The following is a 12,619-nucleotide window of genomic DNA, read 5'->3' on the forward strand; positions in this document are numbered from 1 at the left end:
TGCCGATCTGAATCTGAATGAATCAGGTAATTACTATTTCATCCAAAATAGCAGCAGATAGAACCAAGGGCGTAAATATATAAAGAACTTAAAAGTTTTTTACCCAATATCTTTTTCCTTTTTTGTAAAGAGAAATATTAATCTTAAATTAGGAGTAATACAATGAAAACAGTTGGGATGTATCGTCGAGCTTATCCGAGAGTATCAGAAACTTTTATTGGAGAACAAGCCCATAATTTACAAACATACAAACCGTTATTTCTGACTTGTAAGCTATTAGAAGAAATTCCTTTTGACAATATTGCTATTAGTGATAACGATCAATGGAAAATTAAGCAATTATTTCATATAATTTCTGCTTCACCAAATATGTTTGGAAAAGAGGCTGAACTAAAAAATCTAAAATTAATTCACGGACATTTTGGACCAGATGGTATTTACGCAATGCGATTGGCAGAAAAATTAAATATTCCTTTCATCGTTACATTTTACGGTTTTGATATCACAGTTTCACGTCGATCTATGTGGCTGTCAGGTAATCCAGCATTCTATCAATTTCTTTTGCATGAAGAAGAATTAAAACAAAAAGCATCTAAATTTATTGCTTTTTCTAGTTTCTTGTATAAAAAGATGATTGAATATGGTTATCCTGAAGATAAAATTATTAAACTAAATAGTGGTATAGATTTAGAAAAATTTGCCCCAGCGAGTGAATCAAAAGATGAAAGATATATTTTATGTGTAGGCAGACATACTGAAAAAAAAGGAATTGATACCCTATTAAAAGCCTTTGCCCGGATTGCCAGTAAGCATCCAGATGTGTCAGTTATTCAAATTGGAAATGGCACAATGACTGAAAAATTCAAAACTCTAGCAGATGAGCTTGGTATTAGTAATAGAGTCAATTTTATGGGTGCAAAACCTTATGAAGTGATTCAAAAAACCATGAGAAATGCAGAAATATTTTCTCTACCCAGTCAAACAGCAAAGAACGGTGATAGCGAAGGTTTGCCGCTTTCAATATTGGAAGCCGCCGCTTCTGGTTTACCAATAGCTTCTACCTGGCATAGCGCTATCCCTGATGCTATTTTAGATGGAGAAACTGGCTTTTTAGTTGATGAAAAAGACGATCGATCTCTCGCGGAAAAATTAGATATTCTTTTGTCTGACCGGGCTTTAGCTAAGAGTATGGGTAAAAAAGGACGAGAGTTTATTTGCGAAAATTTTGATATTCGCAAGCAAACTGCCAAGCTAGAAGCTATTTATGATTTAGTAATTAGCTAACGACACTAAAGTAAGAGTATCTCAATTTAGATTACTGAACCTCAAGCATTTGTTAATGAGCAGAAATTTTCTAATGCCTTGTTTGGAGACAACTCCCCTTTTATTAGCCATCCGTATGGTTATTTATTCGCGATCGCCAGCTCTCACAGATTATATTTAGTAGCAAAACTTACTACGATCGCAGAATAATTCCCCCAAAAATCAAGGTAGCAAGCTAAAAATTTATATAAAGCCACTAAAGATATAAAATTTCCTCAGTATCTACCGGACAGCGCTATTCCGGGTTAGGATGATGACTAGCAATGCTTTGATTTAGCTATCGATATTGAATTGTTGAAATTTTATGGACCATAGTCCACAAGATGGCAGTATCAACCTCCTCTGAGCTGTGGTGAGGAAGTCTCCCAGCGCGGGGGAGACTTAGGAGATATATATATATCATGCTCACACAAGATATTCGTGATTTGCTGACTGATACTACCGATTTAAACCAGTTGAAATGGGATTTAAATCGCTTGCAACCTGTAGATGTGGGAGAATACATTACACAATTGCCTGAGAAACAACGCGCGATCGCATTCCGTTTACTCAACAAAGCTCAGGCAATTGATGTATTTGAATATCTGCCGACAGAGGTGCAGGAAGAACTAATTAATTCCCTACACGATGTTCAGGTAGTGCAACTTGTAGAAGAGATGAGTCCTGATGAACGGGCAGAATTGTTTGATGAACTACCTGCTGGGGTAATCAAACGGCTATTGCAGGAACTCAGTCCAGAACAAAGACAAGCAACAGCAACGATTCTCGGCTATCCAGAAGGCACTGCTGGGCGGGTGATGACAACCGAATATGTCCGGTTGCGGCAAGGATTGACTGTAGGCGAAGCCCTGAGCAAAATCCGCCGTCAGGACGAAGACAAGGAATCGATTTACTACGCCTACGTCACAGATGATAACCGGACGTTGGTGAGAGTAGTTTCACTACGCCAATTGCTGTTTACCTTTCCCGATGTTTTTATTAAGGATATCGCTAGCGATCGCGTCATCAAAGTGAGAACTGAAACCCCACAAGAAGAAGTGGCACGAATTATGCAGCGTTACGACTTAATCGCTATTCCCGTTGTCGATCGAGAAGACCGATTGGTGGGCATTGTCACCATTGATGATGTCATGGATATTTTGGAAGAAGAAGCCACAGAAGATATCCAAAAACTGGCGGGTGTGAGTGGTGATGAAGCTGCTTTATCCTCTCCCTTACTCACCATTCGCAATCGCTTACCTTGGCTATTGGGGATCATGGCTCTGTATATTGGTGCCGCTAGTGCGATCGCGCCATTTCAATCTGTAATTGCCGCAGTGCCAGTTCTAGCAGTCATCATGCCGATTTTTTCTAACACTGGTGGTACTGTCGGTATTCAATCATTAACGGTAACAATTCGCGGCTTGGGAGTGGGAGAGGTAACACCCAAAGATACTTTAAAAATTCTTCGCAAGGAACTTCTAGCTGGCTTAGGTACAGCTCTCGCTTTAGCCACAACGATGATCCTGCTTTCCTTAATTTGGGCGCGACCTCAAGAGCGATGGGTGGCTTTAATTGCCGGAATGGTCATGGCAACTAATACAATTGTGGCTGTTACACTCGGCACTTTACTACCAATGGCTTTGAAACGCTTGAAACTTGACCCCGCCTTGGTTAGTGGCCCGTTAGTGACTACAATGCTAGATACAATTGGGTTTTTAACATTCCTCAGCCTAATTTCTTTAGCTTTAAACGTTTTCCATTTACCAGCATGAAGGGATTGGCATTGGGTACAAGAGGCAGAGGGGAAAGACTTACTGCTACTTCTCCTCGGTCACTGAGCGTAGCCGTTGGCGTGGTCACTGAGCGTAGTCGAAGTGCAGCCTCTCGTAGAGAAGTGCTGCTCCCCTGCTCCTCTGCTCCCCTGCTCCCCTGCTCCTCTGCTCCCCACTCCCCAAATTCTATGCCTACTACTACTACCTGGAATCGTCATCACATTCTTTCCCTGGCTGACTTCACTACCGCTGAATACGATACAGTTTTGCAAACTGCGGCCAGTTTTCAAGAGGTGCTATCGCGGCGGACAAAGAAAGTGCCAACTTTGCAGGGACAGGTGGTGGCGAATTTATTTTTTGAATCGTCTACCCGCACCCGTAGCAGTTTTGAACTCGCAGCCAAACGCTTAAGTGCAGATACGCTGAACTTCGCCGCCGCCACATCTTCTATGACTAAGGGAGAAACAATTCTCGACACGGCGAAAACCTATTTGGCCATGGGAACTGATATTATGGTAGTCCGCCATCGAGAGGCAGGAGTACCAAATGCGATCGCATCTGAAATGGATCGTCTAGGTGTACGAGTTAGCGTCCTCAATGCTGGTGATGGTCAACACGAACATCCTTCCCAAGCACTGCTAGATTTATTCACCATAACTACTCTAATTGACCCAGATCATCCGCGACTAGAACTTTTAAAGGGAAAAAAGATTGCCATTGTTGGGGATATTCTTCATTCTCGCGTGGCGCGATCGAATATTTGGAGTTTAATTGCCAGTGGTGCCGAAGTGCATTTGGCAGCACCGCCAACCCTCTTACCTAAATTATTTGCCGAGTTTATCTCGGAGGAAGTAGAAGGCAGGAGTCAGGAGGTCACTGAGGGTAGTCGTTCGCGCAGCGTCTCCGACAGGAGAAGTGAGTCAGAAGTCAGAAGTAATTCCCCCAATCCTCAACTATTTCTACATTGGCAACTAGAACCAGCTTTGCAAAATGCAGATTTTGTCATGACTTTACGTCTGCAAAAGGAACGGATGACGGCTCATTTGCTGCCAAGTTTGCGAGAATATCATCAATTGTTTGGTATCACACGCACAAAACTGCAACTTTGTAAACCTAACGTCAAAGTTTTGCATCCGGGCCCAGTCAACCGTGGTGTTGAAATTAGTTCTGAATTGATGGATGACCCAGAATTTAGTCTCATTCAATCACAAGTTACCAGCGGTGTCGCTGTTCGGATGGCACTGTTGTACCTATTAGGTAGCGGCAAAGCTTAATATAATCTCAGTTTGAAATTTACTCCTATCGGACTACGTTACGGAAGAATATCTCATCTCATCGAATTTTTTATTCTTCCGATCGCATGAGGACAGAATTCTCTAATCTTGGCACACTGGTATCGTAGAAGATCGGGATTTAATGACTTCTAGAAGTGTCCGAGGTAAATTATGAAACGAATTTTTTTGACGGCAGCAGCCTTACTCAGCACGCTATCTTTAGCTGCTCCCATTCCCGTCAAAGCAGAAAATTCCGCCCCTGTCCGCCGCTTGTTGGAAACTAGAGAATGTTCGGGATGCAATCTAGTAGGAGTTAACCTCAAAGGCGCTCATTTAATCGGTGTTGACTTGAGAAATGCAAATTTAAAAGGAGCTAATCTCGAAGGTGCTAACTTAGAAGGTGCAGATTTAACTGGAGCTAATTTAAATTCTGCTAATCTCACAGAAGCATTCGTCAGCGATACCATCTTAAATAATGCCAATCTTACCAATGTTAATTTGAGTAATTCCCGTTTATATAATAGTGACGTAGATGGCGCTGTTTTAGCTGGTATTGATTTAAGTGGTGCTGATGTATTTAATACTGCCATTAGCATTGGTGGTGAATACTAATGATGAGTCATGATTTCCAAGTTAAGAGTTAAGAGTTAAACTCTTAACTCTGCACTTTTTAAGTTTTATTCGCCAGTAATCGATAGTTCATTAACCCAGATTTTCGGGCAAACTCCCCCTGGCGTTAACTCTGGCTCTTTTTCTACATAAATAATTGACTTCAAGAGTTCCAAGAAATCGCCAGCAACAGTTGCTGACTCAATACTCGTCCTCACTCCTTTGTTAACTAGCCAACCATCAAACGGCAAAGAAAAGGAACCTTGTAAGGATTTAACTCCAGCATGGAGAGCTTGTAAATCATCAATAAAAATCACATTTTCAGCAGTTTCTAAGCTAAACTCTTGCTCAGGAGTTGCCGTTGAAAACACGTGATAAAAATTGGGGCTGACGCTGACTTTTGCACCAATACTAGCATTACCCGTTGGCTGGGCATTTAACCTTTTAGCGGTGCCAGCACTATGAAGAAATCCCGTTAAAACGCCATTTTCAATCAGCGAAATTTTACGAGTGGGAGTTCCTTCGCCATCGAAAGTTTCGGCACCTACGTTAGCTGGGTGCAGTGCATCATCATAAACTGAAAGTAGAGGAGAAGCAATTTCCTTACCTAAATCATCAGGGGTAGATAGACTTTGATTGTCTAAAATACTTTGGGCATTAAACAAGTTAGAAAAAGCACCCAACAGACTTAAGAAAGCTTCTGGTGAGAAAACAACTCGATATTTACCAGTTTTGATTTTTTCATAATTCAAGTGGCTGATAGTTTTATCGGCGGTTTCCTTGATGCAACCATTAATATCTAGATTATCTAAACTCTGGTTGATTCTATAAGCGCCTGCACTGCGAGGTTTTTTTCCTTCTTCCTCAGTTTTACTGTAAAGATAAACTGATGCTAAGGAGTGAGATTCAGTTCTCACCGCACCGTCGCTATTGAGATAAAATCTGTCAATATCTCTTTGAGACAAACCATTATAAGGTACACCTTTAATTGCTGGATGAGCTGCTAGTAATTCTTTTTCAGCTACCAATAATTTTTCTATGAGTTCAGCAACAGGTGCTTGGGGTGCTTTATTCTGAGGTTTACTTGGAATAGGAACATTCGCCTCTGGACTAAAATCAGGGACATTTTCTTTAACACCAAAGAAACTGGCTTCATAAGCAGTTTTCAAAGCTAATTCCAGTCCCTTGGGGTCTACATCTGTGGTACTGGTGACACCCATTGTATTATCTTCATTCCAGACACGAACAGTAACACCAGAGCGATTTGAAGCTTTAACTTGTTTTGGCTCACCTTGGTCTACTTGCACGTTAGTGTCATCTACTGTTGAGCCATAAATGTCGAATTTCTTAATGCCAAGCTTATCAGCATTATCCTTGGCAGAATTTGCAATCTCATTGATATTCGGCATAGTCAATTTTGGATTTTGGATTTTGGATTTTAGATTGGAAGCGATTCTATTTTGAATAATTAGATTTTGGATGTTATTGCTTGTACTTCTCTCATAGAGTTCTGACTGAAGGAATACTCAAGCAATTTTGGATTTTAGATTTTAGATTGAACCTGAGTATTTTGGATTTTGAATTACAATATTTCAAAATCCAAAATCTAAATCTAAAATTCTTATCTTCCACCAACGGTAATAGAATCAACCTTGATGTGGGGTTGTCCGACTGTGGTGTAAATACTGCCACTAACGGAACCACAAAAACCTGGTGCAATTTCCAAATCTTGGGAACACATAGAAATTTTGTTCATAATTTCCTTGGCCTCACCGATGAGAATTGCTCCCTTTAACGGTTTGGTGATTTTGCCATTTTCAATCAAATAAGCTTCATCAACACTAAAGTTAAATTGACCTGTAGCACCAACGCTACCACCACCCATCTTTTTACAGTAAATACCTTTATCAACAGAGGCAAATAATTCATCGATGCTATATTCGCCAGAATCAATATAAGTATTACGCATCCGGCTAGCAGCAGCATAGGTATAATTTTGGCGGCGTCCACTTCCAGTTCTAGGGTGTCCGGTGCGTGAGGAACCTGTTCTATCTGCTAAGAAGTTTTTCAGAACGCCTTTTTCAATCAATAGGGTTCTTTGAGCCGGCATACCTTCGTCATCCATGTCAATTGTCCCGAAGGCATTTTCAGAGCGCCCTTCATCCCAGGCTGTCAGACTTTCGTGGGCAATTTTTTCGCCTTTTTTGTCAGCAAAGGGAGAGGTATTGCGTTCTATTTGAGTGGTTTCTAGCAGGTGTCCGCAAGCTTCGTGGAAGATTACACCGCCAAAGTGATTGGCCATAATGATGGGATAAGTACCCGATTCCACGTAATCTGCGTAGAGCATTTTTCCAGCCGATTCTGCTATTTTCTCGGCGGCTTGTTGAGAATCCCAGGTTCTCAAGAAGTTGGCATCGCTAGTATTACCCGCGCGATCGCCAATTGAGGTACGATTAGCACCATCAGCACACAACAGGTTAAATCCTACTGATTGCGTGAGGCGAATATCACGGGCAAAAGTCCCGTCACTGGCGGCGATTAAAACTTCTTGCCAATCCCGGAAATAGGTAGCACGGCGCGATTGGACATGGCTAGCTTTTTGCTTCAGGTGGGCAGTACCATCAAGAAGGATTTCTCCCATTTCTCGGATGGAGCTACACACTGGTAGCCATGCATCTTTACCTCTTTTGGTGGCGTAATCTCTCAGTAATTCTAAGTTGATTTCTGGGATGAAAGCCTTAGCTGTGGGTAGTTGCAATCCCAAGATAGAAAGACCTTTTTCTAAGGCTGCTTTCAAACCGGAAAACGAAAGGTCATTGGTGCTAACGTAGCAGTCAGCTTTACCACGAAATACTCTGACTCCCGCGCCTGTAGACAGACTGGGTGAAATACTGGTGATGGCGTCATCTTCTGCAAGAGAACTAATATAGTTGCGACGCTCTAAAAATAATTCGATGAAGTCAGCACCAGCGGCGCGTCCTAGTCCCAGAAGGATAGCCAGGGGGGCTTCCCAGGTTTCATCGAAACGCTCTGGTGTGGAGGAATATTGGAGAGTGGGAAGTTGATTCGAGAGAAGTAGCGTACTTGTAAGCATGGGTAGCCTCGTCTGCTGGCGTAGTTCAGAGATTTGACTGAAAAATCCTGGTTTGTTCAGTCTAACAAATGAGCAAAAGCCACAGTTGCTAGAAAAACGTGTGGATTTCCCTCCCCTTTAACAACGCCTTGGCAAATCCGCCCACAGACTAGAAATTTGGAGCTATTTGACGAAGAATTCAGAAGTCAGAATACAAAAGCGGAGCAAGGAAAGCTCCGCTGGGGGTTTAAGTGTAAAATAAACTACATTTATATCTATGTATTCAACTGGCACTCTTGTCAACCAAAGAATCTAGACTTTTCTTCTCAGGTTTATTTACGGTTTGCCATTCTCAGTGGAATTTTGACTGTTTCTCGCTCTTTGAAAGTCTGACCTAAATTGGGAGTTGGCTCTGTTGATGCTAAATTCTTAAATAAAAGCTTTAGTGTTCGAGTAATAGTTTTAAGAATTTTCATTTTGCTCGCAGTTGGTTTTTGATCGTATCTCAAAACCATTGGAATTTCTACGATTTTTGGTTTCAGGGCTTTGGCTTTCAGCAGTAAATCTATCATGCAAGCAAATCCACTTTCAGTAAATAGATTGTCCCCGTAATACATATCCAGTTTACTGAGGAAAGTACGGTTATACAGTCTGTAACCACAAGTGTAGTCTTTTACGCCTGGTACACGGGCGGCAATTCTGAAAAGCCAGCTGGCTCCATAACTCATCAGCTCTCTAAATTTTGATAAGCCGATGACTTTAGAACCTTTGCGATATCTAGACGCGATCGCAATATCATAGCTACCAGCTATCATAGTGTCATACATTTTTATTAATAGCTCTGGTGGTTGAGTATTATCACAATCCATCGCCGCTAAAAAATCACCTTCTTTGGAAATTTCTAAGAAAGTCGTGAAACCTGTTTTAATTGCTTGACCTAAACCAGCATTTTTGGGATGTTGGACTAATTTTAGTAATATACCTAGTGATTGAGATTCATCTATTGCAGTCTGAGCAGTTTTATCGCTACTGCCATCATCGACAAGAATTAATTCTATCTCTATATTAAAGATTTGCTGCAATGTTTGAAACTTTTTGAACAAGGGTCGAATTGATTCTTGCTCGTTATATGCGGGTAAAAGAACAAAAAGACTCATAAAGACCTCGTGTGATTTTTAAAATAAAGTGTGATTACTCAAATTTCAAGAATTCAGTAATCCTGATTTTTTGAGAAATTCATCGACTTGTCGAACTACTGCGTTGTTGTTGACGCTATCATTGACCAACTGTGAGGTATTGACGACGAAAAAATCATCGTTTTCAGTACTGACTTTTGGAACAAGGCTGGAATAATTTAAAACTTGTAGTGGCTGTACTTTAATCGCTCGATTAATATGTGCTGCTACAATGTCATCGGCTTTAAGTTCGGGGAACATTAAACGTATACCTTGGAAAAATATTGGACGTAATTCGTCATCTGGTTGTTTTAACAACGGGTCAGTAGAAAGGATATATTTTGGTAGAAATGTAATGTGATACCCTGCTGTCTCTTGTAAAGAAACTAAGTTACTCATACCGATAACTCCGGTAAAAGGAATATTTTTATCGGCAATGTTTACTACGTAATAAGGAACTAGAGGTTTACGAGTAATCAGTACCATGCAGATTACACCCAGGTATTCTACTGTTTCAGTAGTGTCTGAAACTTTCACCAGTCCCCTCGCAGCAACCTGTTGCAAGATATTAACTGGCCCAGTAAAGATGACTTTATTAAAATGCTCTTTTTTACCCTGAGATTCTACCCACATTCCACCCCCTGGATGAGGTGCGATATATTCAACCGCAACACCTTTGTGAATATGACCTCCAGCTGCATAAATTAATTTTTCTATATGGTCAAAAACAGTTTTATAACCGCCGGAGACATAACCAAGTTGTTCTTTATTTAATGAAGAATCGCGCGCTGAAAATAGTCGTTTGATATAAGCCCAGATAAAAACTGCTGAGATTCGCTTATAGTTTTCTCCTAGTTTGGATAAAAGCAAAGGTTTCCAGAGCTTTTCGTATGTGTTTTTACCACCGAGTTTCAAGAGCCAATCTTCAACTAAAATCTTTTCTAAGCGCCGCCAGTTATTAAGGCGCGAACCATATAGAAGAGTAAAAGCTAATCTGATTTTTCCTATAAGTCCAAATAGAGGAAAACGTAGGAATTCTATACTGTTACTAATAGAATAAAACTTTTTATTGTCATAAAAGCCTGTTAAACTTCGATGCCAACGTAGTTTATCTCCAAGACCAATATCTCTGAGAAAATTTATTAAGTGAGTATCAGAAGGTAGGATAACGTGATAAAAGCGATCCCAGGTAAATAATCCGTAATCATGATAAGTAGTAAGTCCACCAAGCTGCTTATTACTATCAAAAACAGTGACTTTATGCCCTTGATGTGAAAGACGTTGAGCTAATACTAGCCCAGTTATGCCTCCGCCAACGATACCTATATTCATAAATTAAATTTAGATTTTGTGAAAATGTTTTAGAGGATGATGTTTGGAAACTGTTAATATTAATAATCTGACGATAAAAGATTAATGTCCAACTAGAATGACGCCAGTTATAATAACCGAAATTCCTAACCACTGGCTAAAAACAACTTCTTCTTTTAAAAGATAGTGAGAAGCAATTGGTACAAATGCATACATTAATCCTAAAACTGGAAACGCTTGACTTAAAGGAATTGTCCGCAATACATAAAGCCACAATATAGTCATAAATGTATAGCAGATAAACCAAATCAAAAAATAACGAGATAATAAGAGATTTTTGAGAGATCCGCTTTCTCCTTTATTAGAGTTAGAGATGTAAAATCCATACTTGAGTGAAAGTTGAGCTGTTGTTCCAAATAAAACAACAAGTATTAAAGTTATCCAAGTAAAAATACTCATTTTTGATTTTTGAATTAATTATCTAAACTTGAGCTTTTTTATGGGGTTAACTACTAAAAGAACACCCAAGAAGATAGTGATAACTCCTACTATTCGAGTTAATGTAATCACCTCATTAAAAAAGTAGTATGAACCGAAAAGTATCCCAACATAATTTAAACTCGTCAGTGGATAAGCAATACTTAATTTTACAGAGCGCAGAGCCAATATCCAATTTACTATTCCTAAACAGTAGACAGTAATAGCTAATGATAATTTTTGAACGAAATCCCAAGTAAATACTCCCTCATTTGTATAAAGCATGGCATTCTTCATTAACAGTTGTCCACAGATACTAAGTAAAATACTTACAAACAAAATAATATAAGGGATTATTTTAAAGTTTGAACTTTGCGACATAGATTTCATAGTATTTTGCCTTAATCAAGATAGTAGGTATGAACCTGATAGTAAAAACCAGTCGTTTTAAACGTTTCATATCTCGGCAACACCTTCTTTACAATTCGATCTCTACTTCAGTAAATAGACAAAAAAATTAGGAAGGCTATGCTAAATTGACTGATATCAAAATGATCGTTGAAGCTCTCGCCCTAGAGTTAAAAACTAAATACTATGTAATATTTCAGGATAGTTGCTTTATCATGGCAGTGTTCGACATGATTCGGAGTAAAGCACGCTTAATTTTTTTACTGGGTTATACTCTCAAGCAAACCAGTTTATTGCTTGGCAATTGACACAATCAATTTAGAGTTTGTCCAACTGTGAATTACAGATATTTTCTGTGCTACCCAGTTTTGATCTAACATTGTTTTTAGCGCGATCGCGATAATCTAATAGTAGATGCAGATATAGAGAAGGTTGAGAACTTTGTCACAAATTCTCTCTACATACACAAAGTTTGCAGTGAGCCTAGGTATAGCCAGTTGTAGACATCGCTGATGCTTAACTCTGATTCCACCCACATATTCAACAGATGCACCTAAATCAAAATGGATTGCTATAATTGTTGATTAACCCATTCATTAACTTTCATCAGTTGTATCCTGCTGTAGAAATCTTTTAAAGATACTATCGATCTTCTCAAGCTATAAAACCTAGCTGGATTGATAAATATTCTCTATTTGCTCCAGGAAAGTTGATTAATGTACTGAACATATCATAAAATTTCTCCCGACTCACAGACATATCTGTAATCTCGGCTGGCAATTAAGCCGATTTATAAAAGTAAAGGCTTTTACTCAAATTGAGTATGTATACGTGCTATTTTTGGGTATGGTAACGCAATAATAAGTCATACAAGTCTGACTGGCGGCGTAAATCATAGAGAGGAGATAAATCAATCTACAGTAATACGCTTTACAGGTTTATGGGGAATTTTACTGAATGTCCAAATGGAGCCTTTTTAATAAAACAACTAATGCAAACTAGCGTCGGCTAATCAACTTTAAGTTGACGTTGGTTGCATTGAATTTGAGATATTTCTACACCATTTAGTATTAGGTTTGCTTGATTTCTCCTTGTAATTTTAAATAGGCTTTTTTCTCCAAACTTATTGCTACATGTAACTACTTACTAGAATACCACGAGAAAGGTATGTTGCAAATTTATCGTTATACTTTATCAAAAATTTATCTACTGACA

General features: G+C 39.4%; 10 protein-coding genes. 4 read left to right on the forward strand and 6 right to left on the reverse strand.

The annotated features are described in order from the left end of the window. The first annotated feature begins 162 nt into the window (after positions 1-162). The 4 genes from V7K53_RS19520 (at position 163) to V7K53_RS19535 (ending at position 4,963) form a co-directional block, all read left to right on the forward strand. Complete coding sequence (locus V7K53_RS19520; protein WP_335199119.1) at positions 163-1,284, forward strand: glycosyltransferase; 1,122 nt, start codon at positions 163-165, stop codon at positions 1,282-1,284. 440 nt (positions 1,285-1,724) lie between these two features. After that, entirely contained in the window at positions 1,725-3,077 is a 1,353-nt protein-coding gene (mgtE, locus tag V7K53_RS19525) for a magnesium transporter (RefSeq protein WP_335199121.1), read from the forward strand. Positions 3,078-3,265: 188 nt separating this feature from the next. Beyond that, the gene (locus V7K53_RS19530; protein ID WP_335199122.1) at positions 3,266-4,351 is read left to right on the forward strand and encodes an aspartate carbamoyltransferase catalytic subunit; all 1,086 of its coding nucleotides are present in this window, start codon (positions 3,266-3,268) and stop codon (positions 4,349-4,351) included. Positions 4,352-4,522: 171 nt separating this feature from the next. Next, positions 4,523-4,963: a pentapeptide repeat-containing protein gene (locus tag V7K53_RS19535; RefSeq protein WP_335199124.1), complete on the forward strand. Its 441-nt coding sequence runs from the start codon at positions 4,523-4,525 to the stop codon at positions 4,961-4,963. A gap of 65 nt (positions 4,964-5,028) precedes the next feature. Here V7K53_RS19535 and V7K53_RS19540 read toward each other — a convergent pair whose 3' ends face one another. From V7K53_RS19540 to V7K53_RS19565, 6 genes are all read right to left on the reverse strand, one after another. Further along, entirely contained in the window at positions 5,029-6,369 is a 1,341-nt protein-coding gene (locus tag V7K53_RS19540; protein ID WP_335199125.1) for a TldD/PmbA family protein, read from the reverse strand. A gap of 212 nt (positions 6,370-6,581) precedes the next feature. After that, positions 6,582-8,054, reverse strand: a complete 1,473-nt coding sequence (locus V7K53_RS19545) for a TldD/PmbA family protein (protein ID WP_335199126.1) — start codon at positions 8,052-8,054, stop codon at positions 6,582-6,584. Between the two features lie 311 nt (positions 8,055-8,365). Beyond that, a complete protein-coding gene (locus tag V7K53_RS19550) occupies positions 8,366-9,190 on the reverse strand; it encodes a glycosyltransferase family 2 protein (RefSeq protein ID WP_335199127.1) in 825 nt (274 codons plus the stop codon). Positions 9,191-9,235: 45 nt separating this feature from the next. Next, positions 9,236-10,540, reverse strand: coding sequence for an NAD(P)/FAD-dependent oxidoreductase (locus V7K53_RS19555; protein WP_335199128.1), 1,305 nt, complete (start codon positions 10,538-10,540; stop codon positions 9,236-9,238). 81 nt (positions 10,541-10,621) lie between these two features. Beyond that, complete coding sequence (locus tag V7K53_RS19560; protein WP_335199129.1) at positions 10,622-10,978, reverse strand: EamA family transporter; 357 nt, start codon at positions 10,976-10,978, stop codon at positions 10,622-10,624. Positions 10,979-10,996: 18 nt separating this feature from the next. Beyond that, on the reverse strand, positions 10,997-11,386 hold the full coding sequence (locus V7K53_RS19565) for an EamA family transporter (RefSeq protein WP_335199130.1): 390 nt from the start codon (positions 11,384-11,386) through the stop codon (positions 10,997-10,999). Between the last annotated feature and the right edge of the window lie 1,233 nt (positions 11,387-12,619).

The organism is Nostoc sp. (assembly GCF_036917355.1).
Lineage (GTDB): Bacteria > Cyanobacteriota > Cyanobacteriia > Cyanobacteriales > Nostocaceae > Nostoc.